Below are 24516 nucleotides of genomic sequence, written 5' to 3'. Positions count from 1 at the left end.
CGCGAACAAAACCCACGACAATGTGCAACAGCGGGCGCAGCGCTTAAAGGTCATCATCAACCGTTCTTTGCAAGACGGTGGCACCATTTTAATCCCAGCATTCAGTGTGGGCCGAACACAAGAGCTGCTGTTTGATATTGAACAATTGATCTTCAGCGGTGAAATTGATGGCAATATTCCGATTATTTTAGATTCACCCATGGCGCAACAGGTGACGAAATCTTACCGAAAGTTTAAAAAATTGTGGGGAAAAGAGGCGAAAAAGCGTTTGGATGCACAAAGGCATCCGCTTGCGTTTGAACAGTGTATTACCGTTCAAGATTATCGAAGCCATCAAGCATTGGTCAACCGTTTAGCCTCAACAGGGGAAGCGGCGATTGTGGTGGCCGCGTCTGGCATGTGTGAAGGTGGCCGAGTGATGGCCTATTTAAAAGCACTGTTGCCTGAAAAAAGAACCGATGTGATCTTTGCGGGCTTCCAAGCACAAGGCACTCTGGGCCGAGCAATTGCGCAAGGCGATCACTCGGTGATGATCGATGGCGATGACGTACTTGTGAATGCACAGGTTCACAGCATGTCGGGTTATTCTGCCCATGCCGACCAAGCCGATTTGTTGCGCTTTATTGAGGGCATTGCGACTAAACCTAAGCAAATTCATTTGATTCATGGAGAGCCCGCAACAAAGCAAGCTTTTGCGGTTACGTTGCGCAGTTTAGGTTATGAGGTGATAGATTGAGCGCAATGTTTTGTCGTGTTAATTGCATTGTTAATAGCAGTAACTTACTTTTAATAGGTGTAAAAAATTTGTATTGATTAGCCGCTACACTACAACGCTTTGCGATTTCGCTTCCGTGTTGCTTAACCACAATATGGTGTAAGTGCAAAGTTTGTGCTGCTGGCGATGCTTACAAAAAAACTAATCTATTTTCACCAATGGGGGTGAGTTGTGAATCTATCGTTAAAAGGTAAGTTGATAATGACAAGTTTGCTTGTTGTTATTGTGATGGCGGTGGTGTTGACGTTACTGTCGGCAAATTTATTGAAAGATGAAACGGAGAGTGGCATCAAGGAAAGGGTGTATGGTATCTCGAAATCGGCAACGAGTTCGATTACCCAATGGTTAGATGTTCGTAGCAAAGTTATTAGCGCGGTGATCCCTCACACAATGAAGGAAGATTCACTGCCTTTTTTACAGCAAGCTCAGCAAGGTGCACAGTTTGATTTACTCTATTTCGGCACTGAGCAAGGCACCATGCACCGTTCTATTCCGTCTCGAGGCGCAGACAATGCAAGCTATGATCCTCGGACAAGAGGATGGTATCAAGAAGCGAAAAATAGCTCCGGCACGATACTGACGGCCGCTTATGCTGATGCGATCACGGGCGCTTTGATGGTAACGCTCGCTGAACCGATTAAGAAAGACGGACAGTTTTGGGGCGTTATTGGTGCTGATGTGTTAATTGATCAGTTAGTGAAGGATGTCATTGCGATTGATGCAGGGGCAAAATCAAACGCTATGTTGATCAACCGTGATACAGGGTTAATTGTTGCACACCGTAATAAAGATTTGATTCTCAAACCACTGGCTTCTTATAGTCCTAACCTAACGCAGCAAGTCATCGACCGCTCAATGGCAGAGAATAAAATACAAACCGTGATGGTTGGTGATGTCGAAAAATTATTATTCTTTACTGCCGTTCCTGAGACTGACTGGGTGCTCGGCATTGAGCTCGATAAAGAGGTGGAGTACACCAATATTGGCGCTCTCTTTATGCAATTAACCTCGATATCAGTCGCCATTACAATTTTGGTCGTGATCGTGTTTTCGGCATTGGTTGGCTTCTTACTGCGTGACTTGGGCCGAGTCTCCCAAGCATTAGCGGAAATTGCAGACGGTGATGCTGACCTTACGCAGCGCATTGAACCACGTTATCAAGATGAAGTAGGCGCACTGGCGAATAACTTTAATCAGTTCGTCGGTAATATGCACGGCATGATCAAGCGTTTCCATGAAGTGTCGCAAGGGTTAACACTGCAAGCAGAAAACACCGCAGCGCAAGCCCATGAGCGTACCCGACGCATTATGGTGCAACAAGATGAAATCAACATGGTGGCCACTGCGATTAACGAAATGGCAGCCGCCACGCAAGAGATTGCAGGCAATGCAGATAATACAGCGGCCACGTCTTTGGATACGGTGAAAATTTCTAACCACGGCGTTGAGCAGGTGAAAAATACTCAACAGTCGATCAGTGAGTTGTCGAAAGAGATGACGGTAGCCAAAGAAGTCATTGAGAACTTGAACCAGCACGCACAAAACATCAATACGATCTTGTCGGCGATTCAGGGTATTGCTGAGCAAACCAACTTACTGGCACTGAATGCGGCGATTGAAGCGGCAAGGGCGGGTGAGCAAGGGCGTGGATTCGCGGTGGTAGCGGATGAAGTTCGGGTACTCAGCCAACGAACGCACAGTTCGACGCAAGAGATTCAACAGACGATTGAAACGTTGCAGAAAACCACGACTCAGGCCGTGAACATCATGACTGAGAGTAGCAAGCTTTCCGAAAGTAGCGTGGAAGATGCTAACGTGGCCGCGCAAAGCTTAGTGAAAATTGGTGAAGCGGTCGGCACGATCAGCGATATGGCAACCCAAATTGCAACCGCCGCAGAAGAACAGGCGTCAGTCACAGAGGAAATTACGCGTAATACCCAAGGTATACGCGATGTGTCTGATGAACTGGCAAAAGAAGCGCAAGAAGCTTCCCAACAAGCTGAATTGCTTTCTAGCTTATCTAAAGAGCTTCAACAAGAAATTAACCGCTTTAAACTGTAACCCTTCTCGATCACTTTACGATTAAACCTCCCCCATTAGGGGGAGGAAATTCAGGCAATGTCATGTTTACCTTGCGAGAGCTTGAAAGTCACTCCCAGTTGGCGCTTGCGAAACGCGTAGGCCGAAGTCAGGAAGCACGGCGTAAATGTGGTCAAAAATATCCGATTGAATACCTTCATACTCGACCCACACGACCGTATTGGTGAAACAATAGATCTCCAGCGCGACGCCATCGTGCGTGGGGGCCAGTTGGCGCACCATTAATGTCATGCCTTGGTGAATCTGGGGATGGTTACGCAAGTAACGTTCTAGATAGGCACGAAAACTGCCAATGTTGGTTAAGCGGCGGCCATTGATGCGGCAGGCTAAATCGAGTTGGCTCATCTGATTATAGGCGTTGAGCTCTTGTTCTTTTTCGGCCAAGTAGGGCTCTAAAAGTTGTGCTTTGCGTAGGTAGCTTTGCTCTTCTGGCGTCAGAAAGTGAATGCTATTGGCATCAATTAATACGCTGCGTTTAATGCGTCGGCCGCCTGATTCTTGCATCCCTTTCCAGTTTTTAAACGAATCGGAGATCAAGGCATAAGTAGGAATCGTGGTGATGGTTTTATCCCAGTTTTGCACTTTGACTGTGGTCAGGCTAATGTCGATGACGTTACCGTCTGCGCCATATTTGGGCATTTCAAGCCAGTCACCGACGCTTAGCATTTGGTTCGCTGAAAGCTGAATCCCCGCCACTAATCCTAAAATCGGGTCTTTAAATACCAGCATGATGACCGCGGTCATCGCACCTAAACCGCTCAGCAGTAGCACTGGCGATTTGCCAATTAAAATCGACGTCGCAAACAGTGCGGCGATAACAAATGCGATGATTTTGATGCTTTGAATAATGCCTTTGAGCGGAATGTTACGGCTGGTTGCGCTGCGATAAAGTAGCGTTTCCACCACATTGAGCAGGGCGTAACTGCTTAATAAGCCAAATAGAATAATCCACAGTAAGGTTAATGTATGCAGCAGTTCGTAAGTCGCACTGGCGTGGCTAAGCCATAACTGAGTTTGAATTGAAATGACAATCCCTTGAATTAACAAGGCAAAGCGGCTGAAAAGCTTTTTGCTAAACAGAATGTTTTGTAAAACTTGTGCGTTGGTTGTGCGCCGCTGTAGCCATAGGCTCACCCCTCGGTGCAACACTAAATGGATAACGATAGAAATAAGCGCGATAAGCCCAAGTGCTTCAGCAATCGGCAGCAGTTGTTCTAAATTAATGTTCAGTGATTGTAGCCACGAAGTGATGGCTGAAGGCATGATTTGCTCCTTGTGTCAGTAGGCGATACCGTTCCTGTTTTACCGCATTAACCCGTGTTCGATGCGGCAGTGTATTCTCGACAGCAATGGCAAGTGGTTTGCGTGTCTATAGTAACATTGAGTTAGGGTTTCCCTAGGCTTAGTGCCGATTATTAACCGCTATTTGACCTAATAGCCTTTTTCAAAATCAATTCTGTTCTCAAGTTGAAACCCGTCTCGCCACAAGCCGTAATTACGGGTGAAAATCTCCACCACTTGTTCAGGAAAACTCACTGCTGCGATGTGCGGGGTAAGGCTAATGGCAGGGTGCGTCCAGAACGGGTGATCTTCGCTTAATGGCTCTTTTTCAAACACATCGAGGTAGGCGTGTTGAATGTGACCCTCTTCAATCAGTGCAATCAAATCACTCTCAACAAGGTTTTTACCGCGCCCGACATTAAACAGCAATGCATTGTGGCAATAGCTCAACGTACTTTGATTGAGCAAGCCTTTGGTGTGCGGCGTGTTGGGTAACGTACTGACCACAACCTCCGCGTGAGCGAGGGCAGTAGCAAGCTCGTTAATGTGATAGGTTTTATCAAAACCCCCGTTTTTGGCTGGGATGCCAGTGCGGTTGACGCCAATCACGTGTAGACCAAAGGCTTTGGCTACTTTCGCTAAATGGCTGCCAATCGAGCCTGTGCCGAGGATTACCATGGTTTTATCATTGATCGATTGATAAGGGTGGGTTTGCCACTGTTTGGCCGCTTGTTGCTGCGCGTAGCAAGCAAAGTGGCGAAAGTGTGCAATCAGGTTGCCCAGAACGTATTCAGCAATTTGCTGGCCGAAGATGCCTTTAACGTTGGTGAGCTCATAATCTTGACGAAGTTGTGGCGACATTAAGGTGTCGACGCCTGCATATTCCGAGTGCAACCATTCCAGTTGCGGAAAATCGTCCAAATACTTTGCCGCCAGTGGTGGCGCGGCCAGCAAAATGGTTGCTTCGCTGCGATCGTCAGTGATGGTTAAGCCGCTCAACTGCGCCTGTTCAATCGCTTGTCGATAAATATCGTTGTGTTCGGTCAGAATATAGAGTTTATGAGTGAAATTGTTCATCGGCTTTGCTTTTTTCCCTGTTGGTTATCAAGTACACTTCCGCTGTCTTTTTCTGCTGCGATTGAGTGATTATGCTACAAAACCCTCTGCAGGTTCGTCTTGAGAAATTTGAACCTTGGCAACAAATTACTTTTATGGCGTGTTTGTGTGAACGTATGTACCCGAACTATGCCATGTTTTGCGACAATACTGAATTTGCTCACACGCGAGTATATCGAGATATTCTCGACAGTGTTTGGGAATTGCTCACGGTAAAAAGTGCCAAAATCAATTTCGAGAACCAATTGGAGAAGTTGGAAGAGATCATTCCAAGCTCAGAAGATTTTGATGTTTACGCTGTGTATCCAGCAATTGATGCGTGTGTGGCTTTGTCTCACCTACTTCATGGCCTGCTTGATCGCGATTATCTGTATGAAAACATGCAAAAAATCAGTCAGGTGTCGGTGCTGACAGTGGCGCAGTTAGAAGAAGCGCAAACGGGCGAAGATATCACCAACGACAATCAAAAACAAAATGAAGCGGTCTGCGCCGAATGGGATGTGCAGTGGGCTATTTTCCGCCCTCTGCGTGAAGCCGTAGAGCGAGATATTGATTTGATTAAAGACCTACGCCAAGAGCTACGCGACGAAGGCGTGAGCAACATTGGCGTGAGTTTGTAGTACACCCCCTCCTAACCTCCCCCTAGAAGGGGGAGGGACTAAAAGCGCTCTCGTCTACCTTGAAGGGGAGAGACTAAAAGCATGTTCGTTTTGGGTGCTGAAATGTGCTGATTTCAGTGATCGCTTTTAAATTCCCTCCCCTTTGAGGGGAGGGTTAGGGTGGGGTGTTTAAGTAGCGACAAATATCCTCAACAACATCATCAAGTTGTATTCGTACTTCCTCGTTTGTATACCGTAAAACACGAATGCCAAATTGCTCTAGATAATCAGTTCTTGCTTGGTCGTAGATATAAGAAGACTCGCTGAAATGAGAGTCACCATCGATTTCAATCACCAGCTGATGACTTGGCGCATAAAAATCCACGATATAAGGACCAATACCAAACTGACGGCGAAATTTAGTGCCTAGTTGTTGGCATCGTAACTTTGCCCACACACTTTCTGTTCTGATGCTGTAGCGTTAGTACGCAATGTTCTACGCCGCATTTTTGTCGATTTAGGATTAGATTCCATTCTATTTCCTTTATTTTCTATTCCTCATCCCTGTTTTCAATGACGCCGTGTGTTTTCTTCCAACGCTCCCAGCGCTGGTAAGCGAGCTGCTGCATGTCGGTGGTTTTATCTGCTTCATCAATGATCTCTTCACCCAGTAGGTATTCAAAAATATCCTCTAAGGTCAGAATGCCTTGTACTGTGCCGTATTCATCAACGATTAACGCCAATTGCAGCCGTTTTTGCATCATTTGATCAAACGCCTTTAATAAGCTCATTTTATTGAGCAGCGCATGAAGCGGCCTCATGACTTCTTCTAAACGTTTACTGCCTTGGCCCTTTTGTTGCAGTTTAAATAGCTCTAAGCGATGCACAAAACCGATGATGTCCTCTTTGCTTTCGCCATAAATAAGCGGACGCGAGAAGGGCGTATCTCTATGTTGCACGAGAAACTCGTCGATAGTGAGTTGCGCGCTGGCACGAAACAAAACCGGGCGCGGTGTCATCACTTGAGTCACTGGGACGTGCTGAATAGCCAACAAGTTATTGAGTATTTTTGATTCGCCATCGGCAAACTCACCGCTTTCATTGGCCAGCATGGCCATCGCGGAGAGTTCATCACGCATTTTGGGCGCTTCATGGTGACGCGCTAAGCGTTTGGTGATCTGCTCTGAAAACCAGACAAAAGGTGTCAGCGCCCACACCATCCAGCGTAAAACTACCGCAGAAGCTGGCGCAAGTTGACGCCAATAGGTCGCACCAATGGTTTTCGGTACGATTTCCGACAACACCAAAATGCCTAGAGTTAGCACCGCAGAAAATACGCCGAGCCATTCGCTACCAAATACGACCGCCGCTTGTGCACCTGCGCTGGCGGCACCGATGGTGTGAGCAATAGTGTTGAGCGTGAGAATCGATGCCAAGGGACGGTCAATGTCCGCTTTGAGCTTGCTTAATTTATCAGCTGAAGGGTGAGCGTTTTGGCGCAACTGAGCAAGGTAGCTTGGTGTGATGCTCAGTAGCACAGCTTCAAGAACCGAACAGATAAAAGAGACACCGATGGCAACGGCAATATAAACCGTAAGCAAAAACATGATTGTTCCTTAGTTTTAATCTATACCAAATCAATACTGCGTTGAGTTTGCTCCATGCCAATGTCGGTCATTGGCGGCTCTCCTGCGTAGGATTGCACTGATATATTAGGTCGCTTAAGTGACCTGAAATATCAGGTATCCAAGCATAAGTACGCTATAAATAAGGGCTTACAGCGTCAAAAACAAGCGGATATTCTTTGTCAATCAGTAACAAATTGTGAGTTATTGCTCATATTGTGGTTAAAAGTGCGGCATAGAGACAAAAGATCAGCGACAAACCTTTGCCAGACGGGGGCTTTATGTTTTAGAGTGAGGTCAATTCGATAACACATGAGAAGGGAAACCTAATGAACAAGACCCAATTAATCGACTTTATCGCTGAAAAAGCAGACTTATCTAAAGCACAAGCAAAAGCTGCTCTTGAAGCGACTTTAGGCGCAGTTGAAGGCGCTCTCAAAGAGGGTGACCAAGTTCAACTAATTGGTTTTGGTACATTCAAAGTAAACCACCGTGCAGCGCGTACTGGCCGTAATCCTAAAACAGGTGCTGAGATTCAAATCGCAGCAGCTAACGTTCCAGCATTTGTAGCCGGTAAAGCACTGAAAGATTCAGTGAAATAATTTATACTACGCCGAGATACTCTCTCGGCGTAGATTTCTCCCATGAAAAAAATTCTTTTATCCATTCTATTTCCCCTAGTCTTAGTGGGATGCTCCTCCTCTAGCCATACGCCTAGTCTCGAACAATATTCCAATTATACCAGTGGGCAAACCATGGGTGATGCCACCAGTTTTTATTGGTATATCGAGCGTTCAGCCTCTCCAAACAGCGCCGCCGATTATGTCGCATCAGGTGATTATGGTTGGTATAAAACCAATTATCGCTGGGATGAAGGGACATTAAGAGAGCTCAAGCGCGAAGGTGAGCAGCTACAAAAGAAATCGCTCGTACCTTATTCGGTTCACTTACGTTTTAATGACGCTGGCGAGGCCATTTATCAACAATACCGTGTCGATGGAAAAATACTGCCACTCGATGAAGAACAGCTTTCCCATTACCTGCAACAAGCACAATACCTGATCTCAGAAACCAAAAATAAAGACAACCAAGGGTTAGAACTGATTCAAGGAGTGTGGGATGGCGAAGTGTTTGAAACCTGTACGGGTCATGAATACACGCAGATGGAATTTAACCAAACGCTGCCCAGTTTTGTGGTCAGTCGTTTAGCATCATTGGATAACTACATCGCATTTTTAGGTAAAATCCGCAATAACCGTGTCTATATCGAAGAGCTATTAATGCTTGCTGATGAGAATCATGGCTGTGTCGACAAACCGCAATTGTTGAAGTGATGATTAAGTTCATCTCGAAGTGGGTTTAGCACCAAGCCAATACAGAAGTATGAACATGAAGTATAAAAATAAGGCGCTCAATGAGCGCCTTATTGGATCATAACCTAGCTTTGTCGTTGTTATTTTGTTGTCTGTTGTTCACGAGCTATCGCGCGGTAGCCAATATCGCTGCGATAGAACATGCCATCCCAGTTGACCTGTTTGGCTAATTGGTAAGCGCGCTGCTGCGCTTGTGAAACCGTGTTACCAAGTGCGGTTGCGCATAACACGCGACCACCGTTGGTGACGACTTCTCCAGCTTGGTTGCTTGTGCCTGCGTGGAAGATTTTCTCACCCGCGACTTCTTGCGTTGGTAAGCCAGAAATGACATCCCCTTTCGCGTAGTCGGCAGGGTAACCGCCAGCGGCCAAAACAATACCGATAGAAGCGCGTGGGTCCCATTTTGACTCCACTTGATCGAGTTTGCCTTCTAGAGCGGCAAAGCAGAGTTCGACCAAATCCGATTGCATCCGCATCATGATCGGCTGAGTTTCAGGGTCACCAAAGCGGCAGTTGTACTCAATCACTTTCGGTGTGCCTTGTGCGTCAATCATCAGCCCAGCGTACAGAAAACCTGTGTAAGGGTTGCCTTCTGCCGCCATACCGCGCACCGTTGGATAAATCACCTCTTGCATCACGCGCTCATGGATCTCTGGCGTGACCACCGGAGCTGGCGAGTAAGCACCCATGCCGCCAGTATTGGGGCCAGTGTCTTTATCGCCGACGCGTTTATGATCTTGGCTGGTGGCCATAGGGAGAACATTTACGCCATCGACCATGACAATGAAGCTCGCTTCTTCTCCATCTAAGAACTCTTCAATCACCACGCGGCTGCCTGCATGACCAAAGGCATTGCCTGCGAGCATATCTTGAATCGCGTCTTCGGCCTCTTGCAGCGTCATCGCCACAATGACCCCTTTGCCAGCGGCAAGGCCATCGGCTTTGACCACAATCGGCGCGCCTTGCTGGCGGACGTATGCCAAAGCAGGTTCAATTTCTGTGAAATTAGCGTAAGCCCCAGTAGGAATATGATGACGAGCTAAGAAATCTTTGGTGAACGCTTTAGAGCCTTCGAGCTGCGCTGCTGCTTGAGTCGGGCCAAAGATGGGTAAATCCGCCTTACGGAAAGCATCCACCACGCCAAGCACTAAGGGTGTTTCTGGGCCAACAATGGTTAGTTCAATACGTTTTTCTTGAGCAAAAGCGACCAAACCAGCAATGTCTGCCACTGCAATGTTGACGTTCTCAAGTTTAGGCTCAAGCGCTGTGCCCGCATTACCCGGAGCAACAAAGACAGTTTTAACATTTGGGTTTTGAGCGACTTTCCAACCCAGAGCGTGCTCACGGCCGCCAGCACCTATAATCAGAATGTTCATCTATGAGTATCCTTTAACGTATAGAGTTTGTTTGTTGCCATTTACCCCCTCCTAACCTCCCCCTTAAAGGGGGAGGAACTTGGATGACAATATCTCCCCTTAAAGGGAAGGAACTTGGAGAACAATACCTTTTCCTAAAAGTTAGGTAAGGTCACCTCGTTCTATTCCCTCCTCCTGAAGAGGAAGGAAGTTAGAGAACAATACCTCTTTCTGAAAGTTAGGTCACTTCGTTCTATTCTCCCTCCCCTAAAAGGGAAGTAAGGTCACTTGGTTTCTATTCCCTCCCCTTCTAGGGGAGGGCTAGGGTGGGGTAAGATTTTTAGTGACGGAAGTGACGCATACCAGTAAAGATCATCGCCATGCCGTGTTCATCGGCGGCGGCAATCACTTCGTCATCGCGCATCGAACCGCCAGGTTGAATCACACACTTGATGCCCGCTTGCGCCGCAGCATCAATGCCGTCACGGAACGGGAAGAAGGCATCAGAAGCCATTACACATCCTTCGACTTGCAAGCCTTCATCGGCCGCTTTAATGCCCGCAATTTTGGCTGAATAAACGCGGCTCATTTGGCCTGCGCCCACGCCAACAGTCATGTCACCTTTTGAGTAAACAATCGCGTTTGATTTGACGTATTTAGCTACTTTCCAGCAGAAAAGAGCATCTTTGATCTCTTCTTCACTCGGCTGGCGCTTGGTTACGATTTTGAGATCATCAAGGCTAACCATGCCTTGATCGCGATCTTGCACCAGCAAGCCACCATTGACGCGTTTCACGTCAAAACCGGTGGTTTTCGCTGACCACTCACCGCACTCAAGCAGGCGCACATTTTTCTTCGCCGCAACCACTTCAATCGCTTCCGCTGAAACAGTTGGTGCGATGATCACTTCAACAAACTGGCGCTCAACAATCGCCGCTGCGGTTTGTGCGTCTAGCTCGCGGTTGAACGCGATGATGCCACCAAAGGCAGACGTTGGGTCGGTTTGGTAAGCGCGGTTGTAAGCTTGAAGAATATCGCTGCCCAAGGCAACGCCACATGGGTTGGCGTGTTTGACAATCACACACGCTGGCTCAGCGAACTCTTTCACACACTCAAGAGCGGCGTCGGTATCGGCGATGTTGTTGTAAGAGAGCGCTTTACCTTGGAGTTGGCGTGCAGTAGAGACTGACGCTTCCTCTGGGTTGGCTTCAACATAGAAAGCGGCCGCTTGGTGACTGTTCTCACCGTAACGCATGTCTTGTTTTTTCAGGAATTGTTGGTTGAAGGTACGCGGGAATTTGCTCTCTTCATCAGCCTTCTTTCCTTCTTCATCAAGTAAAGAGGCTCCATAGGATGGAACCATAGTGCCGAAGTAGTTGGCGATCATGCCATCGTAAGCAGCGGTGTGTTCAAAAGCAGCAATCGCAAGGTCAAAACGTGTTTCGAGTGTTAGCGAATTGTTGTTCGCATCCATCTCGGCAATGACACGGTCGTAGTCATGTGCATTCACCACTATGGTCACGTCTTTGTGGTTTTTCGCCGCAGAACGCACCATAGTTGGCCCACCAATGTCGATATTTTCTACCGCATCAGCTAGGGTACAACCTGCTTTAGCAACGGTTTCGGCAAACGGGTAAAGGTTGACGACTACCATATCAATCGGCTTAATACCGTGTTGTTGCATAATGTCGTCATCTTGACCGCGGCGGCCCAACACGCCACCGTGTACTTTCGGGTGCAATGTTTTTACGCGACCGTCCATCATCTCAGGAAAACCGGTGTAGTCAGAAACTTCTGTAACAGCAATACCTTGGTCTGCTAATAAGCGAGCGGTGCCACCAGTAGAAAGAATATCGACACCGCGCTTCGCGAGAGCTTGAGCGAACTCAACAATGCCGGTTTTGTCTGATACGCTGATCAATGCGCGGTGAATAGGACGAGCGTTATTCATGCTTCGGTCTTCCTCAAATCATGGAGTTAATAGGAAATTTGATGGCGCACATTCTAACCAAACAATCATCAAAAAGCTCGCGCAATCGTTTGGCATCGCAAAATTTTTTATAAAAACGGCGATATTGGGTATCAAACGTAATAAAAACGTTAAAGGAGAATGAGATGTTTCAAATTGGAGAGCTCGCCAAACGCTGTAAAGTTTCAACCGATACGCTGCGTTTTTATGAAAAAAATGCGCTAATAAAACCGGCGGGGCGCAGTGAGTCTGGTTATCGTTTATATAATCAAAAAAATCAGCAGCAGGTGAGTTTTATTCTTAAAGCCAAAGAGCTAGGGCTCAGTCTGGATGAGATCAAAGAGTTACTGGAAATAAAGCTGGAAGCGACCGAACACAGCTGTGCAGAAGTGAAATCGATCACCAGCGCTAAGCTGGTGGTGATTGATCAAAAAATCGCCGAGTTAACGGCGATTCGTCAAGCGCTAAAAAAAATCAACGATGCGTGCTGCGGTCATATAGACGACAACGCCAGCCACTGCTCAATTTTAGCGGCATTGGAGTGATCTCATCAGCCGATAAGGCGTGAGTTACTCACACTTTAAAATGGCTAATGCTCTGTTTCAGTTGTTGGCCACTGTCTGAGAGATATTGACTGGCTGTCGACACTTGATCGGCTTGGGCTGCAGCTTGGGAGCTGTGCTCGGCAATATGAGTCAGATTGCGATTAATCTCTTCTGTAGCGGTGGTTTGCTGGGCGCTTGCCTCAGCAATATGTTCATTGAGTGAGAGAATCTGTTTTACTTGCTCATCGATCTCATTGAGTACTTGCTGAGCTAAAACGGCTTGTTGCTGTGTGGCGGTTGATTGTTGCTGCGTTTGAGCCATAAATTCTCCCAGCTCTTTTGCGCGAGCCTGTAATCTATTGATTATCTGCTCTATCTCGTTGGTGCTGGTTTGAGTACGCGTTGCCAGCGCCCGTACTTCATCCGCGACGACCGCAAAGCCTCTTCCTTGTTCACCAGCACGTGCTGCTTCAATCGCCGCATTCAGGGCCAATAAGTTGGTTTGTTCAGCTATCCCTTGGATGACCGCCAGTATCGCTCCGACATCTTGTGTCTCTTTCGCGAGGTTTTTAGTGGTGGTGTCAGTGGTGGTCAGTAGTGCAGACAGGGAGTCCATAAAATCAGAAGCTTTGCCAATCACCGAGCTGCCTTCTTTGCCTTTGCTGCTGGCCGTATGCGCGGCTTTCGCGGCACTACTCGCTGCATTAGCCACTTCTTGATTGCTCGCATGCAGTTCGTTCATTGCTGATGCGACTGTATCGACGGATTGCTGCTGCTCTAAGGCTTTGATTGAGGCATGTTGTGAGAGTTGAGTAAGCTCATTTGCCGAGTGGTTAACATTGTCGGTGATCGGTGTGATATTGGTAATGGTATGACGAATCTTCTCTGTGAACTCATTGAAGGCTTGCGCTATGTGTGACAGCTCATCACTACCTTGCACCGAGAGCTGTTTGGTTAAATCACCGTCGCCTTTGGCGATTTCTTCGAGTGCCTGTTTGGTTTCTTCACACGGTTTAGTGATGCTATTTCCTATCACTACTGAAAGAATCAGCATCACAATAATGACGAGGCTAAGAATGAGCAATATCGATTGTAGGCGTTGCCAAATCAACGCATTGACATCGTCGATGTAGACTCCAGAACCGAGGATCCAACCCCAAGGTTTAAATAATTTTACATAAGAGATTTTACCCACATCGACGCTAGAACCTGGTTTGGGCCACATATAGTCGACAAAGCCTTCACCCTGCTGTTTAGCGACTTTAGTAAATTCTACAAACAGTTTTTTTCCGGTCGGGTCGGCGGCATTTGAGAGATCTTTGCCGTCCAATTGGGGCTTCATTGGGTGCATGATCATACTTGGCTGAAGGTCGTTGATCCAAAAATAATCATCAGCATCGTAGCGCAGTTTCGCGATGGCTTGTTTGGCTTGAGTCTGTGCTTGCTGCTCGGACAAGGTGCCATCGATTTGTAATTGGTGGAAGTAGCTTAATACGCCGTATCCTGTTTCGACGATGTGGCGAGTTTTCGTCTGTTTTGATTGCATTAAATCGTGTTGATAACTATTGAGCATGGAGACAAATGGGATCAACAGTAGCAGTGTGGTGACCGTGGTCAGCAGGTATAAACGCGTTCTAATTTTGGTCTGGCGCAAGTTCAGTAAGCTCATTGACGTCACTCCTTGTCAATCTTCCGAGTGGTTTTATCATTATAGGCCCATTTGACTTGGTGTTTAGATTGTTGCGTCGCCGAGCTCATCTTAGTCACTCCATTTTTGGGGGGATAAAGCCTTACTCATTGTATGCACTGTTCACGACAAGTGATTTGGGGATCGGTCGGTAAATTTCCATCACATGCACAATGTAACCAGTTTGTTGCGGTCGCGTAAATGCGACAACAGAAGAAGAGAGAGCCCGCTCAAACAATCAGATCTCTTTATTGCATTAATGCAAAGTAAAGCAGCCCGTTGATATTTTAGTTATCCGTTGGGTGAAAATGAAAAAACCGAGCGCAGAGGCTCGGTTTTAAAAGCGATGGTATCTAGTTGCTAGATTTGTGCAGTAGCTAGATTAGTTCATGCCGTATTTTTTTAGCTTCTTACGAAGAGTGCCGCGGTTGATGCCCATCATGGTTGCTGCGCGAGTTTGGTTACCGCGAGTGTACTGCATGATGGTGTCGAGTAGTGGCTGTTCAACTTCAGCAAGAACTAACTCGTATAGTTCTGTCACTTCTTGGCCGTTTAACTGCGCAAGGTAGTTTTTAAGAGATGCTTTAACTGAATCACGTAGTGGCTTTTGCGTGATTTGATCTTGTGAAGTTACGGTTGTTACTGTGAAAGCTTCTGAAGTCAGGTTTTGTTCGAACATATGCGGTCTAGCTCTTCTCTTAATTATGATGCAACGTTATCAAAATAACCTTCGAGCGCGTCAATTTGCAGCGGTGCTGCGTCAATAGCGTTGAAGGTACGGCGAAACTCACTCGCTTGTTCATGTTCTTTCAGATACCAACCCACATGCTTACGAGCGATGCGAGGGCCTAAATACTCACCATAGAAACTGTGGAGAGCCTGTACATGGCCAAGCATAATATCTTTCACTTCCGCAGCCGGAAGTTCAGACATCGTGGTGCCGTTTTCCAAATAGTGTTGGATTTCTTGGAAAATCCACGGGCGACCTTGGGCAGGGCGTCCAATCATTAAAGCGTCAGCGCCGGTGTAATCCAGCACGTATTTCGCCTTCTCTGGGCTATCGATATCACCGTTAGCAATAACCGGAATAGAGATGGCGTTTTTCACCGCTTTAATGCTGTCGTATTCGGCCTCGCCTTTGTACATACACGCTTTGGTTCTGCCATGCAGGGCTAAAGCTTGTATGCCGCAGTCTTCGGCTAATTTAGCGATGTAGACACAGTTTTTGTTGTCTGTGTCCCAGCCAGTACGGGTCTTTAATGTCACTGGGACATCAACGGCGTTCACCACCGCTTTCAAGATCTGTTCAATCGTCTCCGGAAATTGGAGTAAGGCTGAACCCGCCAGCTTTTTATTCACTTTTTTTGCTGGGCAACCCATGTTGATGTCGATGATCTGAGCACCGTTCTCAACACTAAATTGGGCTGCATCGGCCATAAGCTGTGGGTCGGCTCCCGCAATTTGTACCGAGCGAATGCCCGATTCGCCCTCATGTACCATACGTTGCATCGACTTTGACGTATTCCATAGAGCAGGATTAGAGGACATCATTTCACTGACGGCCATGCCTGCTCCATAGCGAAGACACAACTCTCGAAATGGTCTGTCAGTTACTCCTGCCATAGGGGCAACGATAAGATTGTTCTTAAGTTGATAGTTTCCGATTTTCAAAACGTCATCACAGTTCTGTACCAGCAAGGGCGCGCATTTTACGCATTTTTTTACTGCGTGAAAAGACTAATATTTGAGCATTTACAATTTGTTTTAGTAAATCGTATAAAATACAGTCTATTAGCACGCAAAGTCTTATCTAGCCTTGCTTGCGACCCGAGATGCGGCACCACTCATTGAGCTCAATTATCGGGTCAATGTGAAGCTCGTCACGATAATGGTTGGCAACTTCTTCGGCTTGAGTGTCTAAAACACCGGACATCGCAAGTTGGCCATTGGGCTTAAGTAACCCTTTTATCACACCATTCAGGTCACGCAGTGGGCCGGCCAAAATGTTGGCCACAACCACGTCAGCGATTAAGCCTTCAGGTTGGTCTTGTGGCAAATACACTTCAAGTTGGTCAGCTACGCCATTGCGCCCTGCGTTGTCGTTAGAAGCAAGCAGTGCTTGTGGGTCGATATCAATACCGACGACTTTGGCTGCGCCCAATTTGATCGCCGCAATGGCTAAGATGCCTGAACCACAACCAAAATCGATGACGGTTTTGCCTGTCAGATCGAGCCCTTCGAGCCACTCTAAACATAATGCGGTCGTCGGGTGAGTACCTGTACCGAATGCAAGGCCCGGGTCGAGCATTACGTTGACAGCGTCAGGCTCTGGGATTTCACGCCAGCTTGGGCAAATCCACAAACGTTGACCAAATTTCATCGGGTGGAAGTTGTCCATCCATTCACGTTCCCAGTCTTTATCTTCGAGCTGTTCAACTTTGTAGGCAAAGTCATCACTCAGCAGTTTGCTTGAGCGAATTTGGTCTATGATCCATGCGCTATCGGCTTCGGCATCATACAGCGCCAGCACGTCGGTATCGCCCCAAAGGCGAGTTTCGCCCGGAAGCGGTTCAAAAACAGGGGTATCGTGAGCATCAAGAAAAGTGACGGATACTGCGCCCGTCTCTTCCATCAGCATGTCGCCAATTGGCTCGGCATTGGCGTTAGTTGCGTTCAGTTTAATTTGAATCCAAGGCATGTCAGTTGCTCTGTTATGTCGTCAGTTGGCGCAGAGTTTAGCAGAAACTGACTCGGCTGCCGAAAACAAAAATGCTCACCGAAGTGAGCATTTGGTCTCTCGCGACGCGAAAATTAGTGCTGTAAACCCAATTTCTTCTCAAGGTAGTGGATGTTCGCTCCACCGTGTTGGAAGTTCTCATCTTGCATGATTGATTGCTGCAAGGTGATATTGGTTTTAATGCCATCGACGATCATTTCGTTTAACGCATTTTTCATGCGCGCAATCGCCACGTCACGGTTTTCACCGTAAGTGATGAGCTTGCCGATCATTGAATCGTAATGTGGCGGCACTGTGTAGCCAGCATAAATGTGCGATTCCCAACGAACGCCCATACCGCCCGGCGCGTGAAAACGTTCAATTTTGCCCGGTGAAGGGAGGAAACGAACCGGATCTTCCGCGTTGATACGGCATTCAATTGCATGGCCACGGATCTTGATGTCATCTTGGGTAAACGACAGTGGTTGACCTGCGGCGACGCGAAGCTGTTCTTTGATGAGGTCAACGCCAGTGACCATTTCAGTGACTGGGTGCTCAACTTGAATACGCGTGTTCATCTCAATGAAGTAGAACTCGCCGTTTTCGTATAGGAACTCAAACGTACCGGCACCACGATAGCCAATTTCGAGACAAGCGCGTGTACAACGTTCACCAATGTATTTACGCATCTCTTCGGTAATACCTGGTGCTGGAGCTTCTTCAACCACTTTTTGGTGACGACGCTGCATTGAGCAGTCACGTTCACCAAGGTGAATTGCGCCACCTTGACCATCCGCAATAATTTGTACTTCAACGTGACGTGGGTTTTCTAGGAATTTTTCCATGTAAACCATGTCATTGTTGAATGCTGCTTTGGCTTCGGCACGCGTCATTGCGATCGCTTGGGTCAGTTCATTTTCTCTACGGACCACGCGCATACCACGACCGCCGCCGCCACCAGAAGCTTTGATGATCACAGGGTAGCCAATGCGTTTCGCATGAGCTTTGTTTTTGACTTCATCGCCATCCAGTGGGCCGTCAGAACCCGGCACACAAGGAACGCCCGCTTTTTTCATTGCGCTGATGGCTGACACTTTGTCACCCATCATGCGAATGGTATCGGCTTTCGGGCCAACAAAAATGAAGCCTGAACGCTCGACTTGTTCAGCAAAGTCGGCGTTTTCAGAAAGAAAACCGTAACCGGGGTGAATTGCTACGGCGCCAGTTACTTCTGCTGCAGAAATAATGCGTGGAATGTTTAAGTAGCTGTCAATACCACGTGCTGGGCCAATACAGATGGTTTCGTCGGCCAGCAGTACGTGTTTTAAATCACGATCGGCAGTTGAGTGCACGGCAACAGTTTTGATGCCAAGCTCTTTACATGCGCGCAGAATACGAAGTGCAATTTCACCTCGATTCGCGATGACTAATTTATCTAACATAAAACAAACCTCGATTATTCGATAACAACAAGCGGTTGGTCGAATTCAACGGTCTGGCCGTCTTCAAGTAGGATTGCAGTAACGATACCTGCTTTATCGGCTTCGATTTGGTTCATCATTTTCATCGCTTCAACGATGCATAGTGTGTCACCGACTGAAACACTTTGACCGACTTCGATGAACGCTTTTGAATCTGGACTTGGTGAGCGGTAGAAAGTACCGACCATTGGCGAAAGTACTTGGTGACCTTTTGGCGCTACAGGCGCGGCGGCTTCAGCCGTTGGCGCAGGGGCAGCGACTGGCGCGGCTTGTTGTGCTGGCGCTGGTGCAGCGTAATGCATCTGAGCCATCTGTACTGGCGCAGTGTTACGACTGATGCGTACCGATTCTTCACCTTCAGAGATTTCTAGTTCAGAAATGCCAGATTCTTCTACCAGTTCGATAAGCTTCTTGATTTTACGAATATCCATCTTTTCTTTCTCTTTATCTTGTGAATACGTCAGCCCTTAAGGTTGGGCCGTAGAGTGTTTGTTTGTCGTTGATCGTATGTGGGTTATTTTGCCTGTAGCGCTTTTATGGCAGCTGCAAGAGCAAATTCATAACCTTGTGCACCTAACCCGCAAATCACCCCTTGCGCCTTATCCGACAGATAGGAGTGGTGGCGAAAAGGTTCACGTGCGTGAACGTTGGATAGATGCACTTCAATAAATGGGATGGCGACACCCAATAACGCATCGCGCAGTGCCACACTGGTGTGCGTCAATGCGGCGGGATTAATGATGATGAAGTCGACCTTGCCGTAAGCGGCATGGATGGCTTCGATCAGCTCATATTCGCGGTTCGATTGAAGATGTTCTAACTCAATATCTGCTTTTTGCGCTTGTTCGCGTAATGTCTCGACAATGTGCGCTAAGGTGTCAGAACCATAATGTGCAGGTTCACGTAGCCCTAACAGGTTAAGATTTGGCCCATTTAAGACCAGAATGCGAGATTTAGCAGTCATTGTGTCGACATCTCCCTATATCGTGAAACGAATATTAATATTCCCATATTATTCTTAGGTCAGAGTGAATTTTTCGTCAAAAATTCCCTGAATTTAAGAAATTGCCCAAGATTATAGCTAATTCAGCGCAAATGGCAGCAATTTACTGGTCTTATCAGATAGTTTACTCATTTAATTCTGCAACCGAGTTAACAGAATGAGAAGAACTGAGAGGGAAAGAAAAAGCCGCCACAAGTGTGACGGCTTAATCATCTCAATGCCTCGCGGCAGGTAGAATCGTTAGCGTTAAGACAATTCTGCTTTTTCGGCGATCAATTTATCCACTACGCTAGGATCGGCCAGTGTCGAGGTATCGCCCAAATTACTGGTGTCGCCGGTGGCGATTTTACGCAAAATACGACGCATGATTTTGCCAGAACGGGTTTTGGGCAGTGAATCGGTCCAGTGCAGTACATCGGGCGTTGCTATAGGGCCAATCTCTTTTCGTACCCAATCTTTGACCTCTTTGTGCAACTCGGCACTGGGGTAGACGCCATCATTTAAGGTGATGTAAGCATAAATGGCTTGGCCTTTAATATCGTGTGGTACGCCGACAATTGCCGCTTCTGCAATTTTATCAAAAGCAACCAAAGCGGATTCAATTTCCGCGGTGCCCATGCGGTGGCCAGAAACGTTTAACACGTCATCCACACGGCCCGTTATCCAGTAGTAGCCATCCTCATCGCGGCGTGCGCCATCACTGGTGAAATACATGCCTTTGAAGGTTGAAAAATAGGTTTGTTCAAAACGGTCATGATCGCCATAAACGGTGCGCATTTGGCCCGGCCATGAATCTAAAATAACCAAGTTACCTTCGGCAGCTCCTTCAATGATGTTGCCCATGTTATCGACCAAGGCTGGTTGCACGCCAAAGAATGGCCGTGTGGCCGAACCCGGTTTAAGTGCTGTCGCGCCCGGCAGTGGCGTAATTAAAATGCCACCCGTTTCGGTTTGCCACCATGTATCGACAATCGGTGATTTTTCGTTACCGATGGTTTTGTAGTACCACTCCCACGCTTCTGGGTTAATCGGTTCTCCCACCGAACCCATAATGCGCAAACTGGTGCGTGACGTCTCTTTGACGGCTTCATTGCCTTTCGCCATCAAGGCGCGAATAGCGGTCGGCGCAGTGTAAAGAATGTTGACTTGGTGTTTATCCACCACTTGACTCATGCGGTTGGTGTCTGGGTAGTTGGGAACCCCTTCAAACAGAACGGTTTTTGCACCATTGGCCAAAGGACCGTAAACCAAGTAGGTGTGGCCAGTGATCCAGCCCACATCGGCGGTACACCAAAACACTTCGCCCGGCTGATAGTCAAACACATATTTGAAGGTCATCGCCGCGTAAACAAGGTAGCCACCGGTTGTGTGCAGCACACCTTTGGGTTTACCCGTTGAACCAGAGGTATAGAGAATGAAGAGGGGATCTTCCGCTTTCATGGCTTCGGCTGGGCAGTGGTCGGAAGCTTTTGCGGTTGCTTCATGCCACCACACATCACGATGTTCGTGCCAGTCAATTTGGCCACCAGTGCGTTTAAAGACGATCACTTTGCTGATGTTTTTCACTTCAGGGTGAGTCAAGGCTTCATCGACGTTTTTCTTCAAGGGCACAGCGCGACCGCCACGCACACCTTCGTCGGCAGTGATGACTATTTTGGAATCGGAATCAATGATGCGACCGGAAAGGGCTTCCGGTGAAAAGCCACCAAACACCACAGTATGCACTGCGCCTATTCGAGTACAAGCGAGCATCGCAACGGCTGCTTCTGGCACCATTGGCATGTAAAGACAGACCACATCTCCTTTGCGTACTCCTTGCTCTTTCAACACGTTAGAAAAGCGACACACTTGTTGATGGAGTTCTTTAAAGGTGAGGATTTTATCGTCAGCCGGATCGTCACCTTCCCAGATAATCGCCACTTCATCACCACGAGTGGCAAGGTGGCGATCGATGCAGTTAGCAGAGACGTTTAATGTGCCGTCTTCAAACCAGCGAATATCTACATGGCCAGTATCAAACGAGGTTTGTTTCACTTGAGTGAAAGGCTTAATCCAATCCACAATCTTGCCGTGTTCACTCCAGAAGCCTTCTGGGTCGGTCACTGATTGTTGGTACATCGCTAGGTAAGTGTCATTATCCGCATGTGTTTTGGCTTTGATGTTCTCTTTTACCGGATAAACGTGGGCTTCACTCATTGCTTTTCTCCTTGTGAATTCGAACAATTTCCCTGTTGATTGGCGATCAAATTGCGCTGAAAGGAAAATCTGTATGTGGGTAACTGTCAGCCAGAGTGCGATTTTCTACAATTAGACTTTAGGATGAGTGTGGGGTAAGTGCTAGCGCGAGTAAGGTGCAACAAAGGGAGGCAGATCACCTTTGGTCAAGCGCACAAACACTAATGCCGCAGCGATGGCATCTTGCAGCGCGTCGTGTTTATCCTGCATCGGCAAGTCGAGATGGCGACAAATCGCCTCTAAGCTGAGGTCGATGTACGCGTTCGGCAGCATTCTCTCTAACTGATCATGATAGATCTGACTTACTTCGATGAGGGCATTGGGCAGTGGAAAGCCTAAATGTCGCCGGCAAGCGAGGTCGAGGATTTTTTTGTCATAACGAATGTGGTAGCCCACTAAAGGTCGGTTGCCGATAAAGTCTAATAGGTGAGTGATGGCCTCTTGCTCGTCGATGCCATCGACCAGATCTTGATGGCGAATTTTGTGGATTTTGACTGAACCCGAGTCGAGCGATTGTGGCGCGCTCAAACGCACTTCAAATGGCTGGCTGGTTAAAATACGGTTGTCGATAATTTTGGTGGCGGCAATCGTCACTAACTCGGCGCGATTCGGGTCAAGGCTGGTGGTTTCGCAATCGAGCGATACATATTCCCCTTGCATCGGCGTTGCAAACAGCGGCCGATAAGGCGAGTCTTTTAGTTTGTGAAACCAATAATGGCGTGTAAACCAATTCAATTTTCAGACTCCACTATTCGCGAATTTGATAGTGATAGCCAAGCCACTGCTTGAATTTTTTCACCACGTGTAAACTGTGCCTGAGCAGGTCACGCTCGGTTCGGTCGAGCTGTTTTAAATCGAGTTTATTGGTGCTGTGTTGATTGCTCAGTTGCTGAGCTAAGCGCAATTTAAAGAACTGTTTGAGCGCTTCACTGAGATTATCGGCGGTTTCTTTTTCCAAAACCCGTTGCTCTACTAGCGCCTCGATGCGTTCAAAGGTGTTGTTTTGTTGAACTTGATGTTCAAGGCTTAGGGCGCGAATGCCATGCACAATCGGGAAAATGCCACCTTGTTTAATATCTAAGCCAGATTTGGAGTGTTTCACAGTGCCAAACAGCGTAAGTGGCACAGAAAAACTCAGCGCGGGGCGAGTAAACTCCATCAAAATCAATTCTTGGTCGGCCATTAAATGGCTCAAGTGCTGTTTAATAGGGGCCAATAAGTGTTTGTTGCCCGCAACTGCGTGTGCGTCGGCCATGATCGCAATGTTCATCACTTGCTCGGGTTTGGCCGCTTTCACCCATTGGCTAAGCGTGGTTTTCCACTCAGTTTGGCTTTTAACCCATTTGGGATTATTGACCATCACATTGCCCGGACAAAGCGGATAGCCGAGCTGCTGTAAGGTGTGGGTGAGCGTGTTCATGACCACCCCCATTTGATGCCACTGCAAGCCATCTTTGATGATCAGCGCGTTATCTTGGTCGGTTTTGAGGATCTGCTCTCCACGGCCTTCGGAGCCGAGTACGATCAAGCAGCAGTGATCATGCAGCGCGGGTGGCACAACCAAATGAAAGGCTTTTTCGATGATCTGTTCATTGACCGCTGAAATCAGCTCCATAATAAAACGAGTGCGAATGCCATTGTTGATTAGGCTTTCAACCAGTTGCCGTTGTTTGTTGGAGGCGAGAGCTAACTCTTCCACGCAGTTGGCGCGAGCAATACTTAATGTCAGCACGTGAGAATGAGTGGAGAAAGCACTGAGGATTTGTGTCATGTCCAGCATGCCAACGGCTTGATGACCATCACACACCATCACTCGTTTTATGCGATTGCGCGTCATGGCGATCATCGCATTAAACAGAAAATCGCCATCGTTGATATGCAGCACAGGAAAGGTAGCAATTTTCCCAACAGGGGTATCGAGCGGGTGGTTATCGAGCATAACGGAATGCAGCATATTGGTGCGCGTGACGATAGCATAGGGGTGCGCGCTGGGGTTTTCGATTAAGCGTTGATCATGCTCGGCAAGACGAACTAAGGCCGCATCAACTCCGTTATCGCGTAATTGCTGGGTCACTTGGTTGAGCGGTTGATCTGGGTTTAAAATCATCGGTGGATGGTAAATCGAGTCATCCACCTTAGTTAAAATAAATTCGGCTAAATTCTTTTGCTGGTGTGCTACATCAAGCAGAGCTTGGCGTTTGGCGAGGTTATTGTCGAAGTAGGCGGCGAACTGACCGTTGTCATTATACAGTTCGAGAAAGACGGCTTTCGGCAGCAGATAGCTTAAGGTGTCTTCCAGCGCCACGTACTGATGCTTGGCTTTTTCTTCAAACAGTGCGCGTACATCAAACATGTCATCGTTGGCGTAGTGAGCAAAAATCTCTTTGCCATCTGGCGAGCGTTCTTCGACCGCGCCTTTGATGAGTACGTGCAGATACACGCTGGGCCTGTCACTGGCCTGCAGCAGATCGTTGCTACGAAAATACGCCACATCCAAGGATGAGCGAAGTCGCTGTTGCTGCGGCAATGTTAAGCGGTCAAAGGGCGGTGACTGCATGTTGAATTTGTCAGGCATAACGATCGTCACTCAGAAGAAATTCCTATCTAAGTGTGACAAAAATCGCCACTACCTCCAGACGACTTTGGTCTAATGAGT

General features: G+C 47.6%; 21 protein-coding genes and 1 pseudogene. 6 read left to right on the top strand and 16 right to left on the bottom strand.

Annotated features, from left to right (window positions below):
• Positions 1-22 precede the first annotated feature (22 nt).
• Both AACQ75_RS18175 and AACQ75_RS14355 read left to right on the top strand, forming a co-directional pair.
• Positions 23-736 carry an MBL fold metallo-hydrolase RNA specificity domain-containing protein gene (locus tag AACQ75_RS18175; RefSeq protein ID WP_445285789.1) on the top strand — a complete coding sequence of 238 codons (714 nt, stop codon included), beginning with the start codon at positions 23-25 and terminating at the stop codon, positions 734-736.
• A 210-nt stretch (positions 737-946) separates the two neighbouring features.
• Complete coding sequence (locus AACQ75_RS14355; RefSeq protein WP_017045419.1) at positions 947-2836, top strand: methyl-accepting chemotaxis protein; 1890 nt, start codon at positions 947-949, stop codon at positions 2834-2836.
• Positions 2837-2902: 66 nt separating this feature from the next.
• Here AACQ75_RS14355 and AACQ75_RS14350 read toward each other — a convergent pair whose 3' ends face one another.
• Positions 2903-4138 carry a mechanosensitive ion channel family protein gene (locus AACQ75_RS14350; protein ID WP_013855795.1) on the bottom strand — a complete coding sequence of 412 codons (1236 nt, stop codon included), beginning with the start codon at positions 4136-4138 and terminating at the stop codon, positions 2903-2905.
• Positions 4139-4306: 168 nt separating this feature from the next.
• Positions 4307-5233 carry a D-2-hydroxyacid dehydrogenase gene (locus AACQ75_RS14345; RefSeq protein WP_013855796.1) on the bottom strand — a complete coding sequence of 309 codons (927 nt, stop codon included), beginning with the start codon at positions 5231-5233 and terminating at the stop codon, positions 4307-4309.
• A 71-nt stretch (positions 5234-5304) separates the two neighbouring features.
• Here AACQ75_RS14345 and AACQ75_RS14340 point away from each other — a divergent pair, with 71 nt between their 5' ends.
• Positions 5305-5892: a YjaG family protein gene (locus AACQ75_RS14340; RefSeq protein WP_170888873.1), complete on the top strand. Its 588-nt coding sequence runs from the start codon at positions 5305-5307 to the stop codon at positions 5890-5892.
• A 154-nt stretch (positions 5893-6046) separates the two neighbouring features.
• Here the strand turns inward: AACQ75_RS14340 and AACQ75_RS14335 are convergent.
• Both AACQ75_RS14335 and AACQ75_RS14330 read right to left on the bottom strand, forming a co-directional pair.
• Positions 6047-6405 (bottom strand): annotated as a pseudogene (locus tag AACQ75_RS14335) (endonuclease domain-containing protein).
• A gap of 17 nt (positions 6406-6422) precedes the next feature.
• On the bottom strand, positions 6423-7478 hold the full coding sequence (locus AACQ75_RS14330) for a CNNM domain-containing protein (protein ID WP_017048893.1): 1056 nt from the start codon (positions 7476-7478) through the stop codon (positions 6423-6425).
• Between the two features lie 347 nt (positions 7479-7825).
• Here AACQ75_RS14330 and hupA point away from each other — a divergent pair, with 347 nt between their 5' ends.
• Both hupA and AACQ75_RS14320 read left to right on the top strand, forming a co-directional pair.
• Positions 7826-8098 (top strand): nucleoid-associated protein HU-alpha, encoded by a 273-nt coding sequence (gene hupA, locus AACQ75_RS14325; RefSeq protein WP_010320328.1) that lies wholly within the window; start codon positions 7826-7828, stop codon positions 8096-8098.
• A 42-nt stretch (positions 8099-8140) separates the two neighbouring features.
• Complete coding sequence (locus AACQ75_RS14320) at positions 8141-8830, top strand: DUF1481 domain-containing protein (protein ID WP_017046802.1); 690 nt, start codon at positions 8141-8143, stop codon at positions 8828-8830.
• Between the two features lie 119 nt (positions 8831-8949).
• Here the strand turns inward: AACQ75_RS14320 and purD are convergent, their stop codons facing one another.
• Complete coding sequence (purD, locus tag AACQ75_RS14315) at positions 8950-10245, bottom strand: phosphoribosylamine--glycine ligase (protein WP_170888872.1); 1296 nt, start codon at positions 10243-10245, stop codon at positions 8950-8952.
• A gap of 319 nt (positions 10246-10564) precedes the next feature.
• Positions 10565-12175: a bifunctional phosphoribosylaminoimidazolecarboxamide formyltransferase/IMP cyclohydrolase gene (gene purH, locus AACQ75_RS14310; protein ID WP_170888871.1), complete on the bottom strand. Its 1611-nt coding sequence runs from the start codon at positions 12173-12175 to the stop codon at positions 10565-10567.
• Positions 12176-12339: 164 nt separating this feature from the next.
• On the opposite strand from purH, the gene zntR reads away from it, so the two are divergent.
• On the top strand, positions 12340-12738 hold the full coding sequence (gene zntR, locus AACQ75_RS14305; RefSeq protein ID WP_017046798.1) for a Zn(2+)-responsive transcriptional regulator: 399 nt from the start codon (positions 12340-12342) through the stop codon (positions 12736-12738).
• 28 nt (positions 12739-12766) lie between these two features.
• Here zntR and AACQ75_RS14300 read toward each other — a convergent pair whose 3' ends face one another.
• The 10 genes from AACQ75_RS14300 to AACQ75_RS14255 form a co-directional block, all read right to left on the bottom strand.
• Positions 12767-14407, bottom strand: a complete 1641-nt coding sequence (locus AACQ75_RS14300) for a methyl-accepting chemotaxis protein (protein ID WP_096036699.1) — start codon at positions 14405-14407, stop codon at positions 12767-12769.
• A gap of 400 nt (positions 14408-14807) precedes the next feature.
• Positions 14808-15104: a DNA-binding transcriptional regulator Fis gene (fis, locus tag AACQ75_RS14295; protein ID WP_010320338.1), complete on the bottom strand. Its 297-nt coding sequence runs from the start codon at positions 15102-15104 to the stop codon at positions 14808-14810.
• A gap of 23 nt (positions 15105-15127) precedes the next feature.
• Positions 15128-16096, bottom strand: coding sequence for a tRNA dihydrouridine synthase DusB (gene dusB, locus AACQ75_RS14290; RefSeq protein ID WP_010320339.1), 969 nt, complete (start codon positions 16094-16096; stop codon positions 15128-15130).
• 139 nt (positions 16097-16235) lie between these two features.
• Complete coding sequence (gene prmA, locus AACQ75_RS14285) at positions 16236-17123, bottom strand: 50S ribosomal protein L11 methyltransferase (protein WP_013855808.1); 888 nt, start codon at positions 17121-17123, stop codon at positions 16236-16238.
• Positions 17124-17236: 113 nt separating this feature from the next.
• Entirely contained in the window at positions 17237-18583 is a 1347-nt protein-coding gene (accC, locus tag AACQ75_RS14280) for an acetyl-CoA carboxylase biotin carboxylase subunit (RefSeq protein ID WP_170888870.1), read from the bottom strand.
• Between the two features lie 14 nt (positions 18584-18597).
• Positions 18598-19053: an acetyl-CoA carboxylase biotin carboxyl carrier protein gene (accB, locus tag AACQ75_RS14275; RefSeq protein WP_013855810.1), complete on the bottom strand. Its 456-nt coding sequence runs from the start codon at positions 19051-19053 to the stop codon at positions 18598-18600.
• A gap of 83 nt (positions 19054-19136) precedes the next feature.
• On the bottom strand, positions 19137-19586 hold the full coding sequence (gene aroQ / locus AACQ75_RS14270; RefSeq protein ID WP_013855811.1) for a type II 3-dehydroquinate dehydratase: 450 nt from the start codon (positions 19584-19586) through the stop codon (positions 19137-19139).
• A 285-nt stretch (positions 19587-19871) separates the two neighbouring features.
• Positions 19872-21821, bottom strand: a complete 1950-nt coding sequence (acs, locus tag AACQ75_RS14265) for an acetate--CoA ligase (RefSeq protein ID WP_064625988.1) — start codon at positions 21819-21821, stop codon at positions 19872-19874.
• A gap of 141 nt (positions 21822-21962) precedes the next feature.
• The gene (locus AACQ75_RS14260; RefSeq protein ID WP_170888869.1) at positions 21963-22595 is read right to left on the bottom strand and encodes a 3'-5' exonuclease; all 633 of its coding nucleotides are present in this window, start codon (positions 22593-22595) and stop codon (positions 21963-21965) included.
• A gap of 13 nt (positions 22596-22608) precedes the next feature.
• A complete protein-coding gene (locus AACQ75_RS14255; protein ID WP_170888929.1) occupies positions 22609-24435 on the bottom strand; it encodes a DUF294 nucleotidyltransferase-like domain-containing protein in 1827 nt (608 codons plus the stop codon).
• Positions 24436-24516 lie beyond the last annotated feature (81 nt).

Source organism: Vibrio sp. B1-2 (genome assembly GCF_963888445.1).
GTDB lineage: Bacteria > Pseudomonadota > Gammaproteobacteria > Enterobacterales > Vibrionaceae > Vibrio > Vibrio anguillarum.
This window is presented reverse-complemented; position numbering and strand designations above follow the sequence as displayed.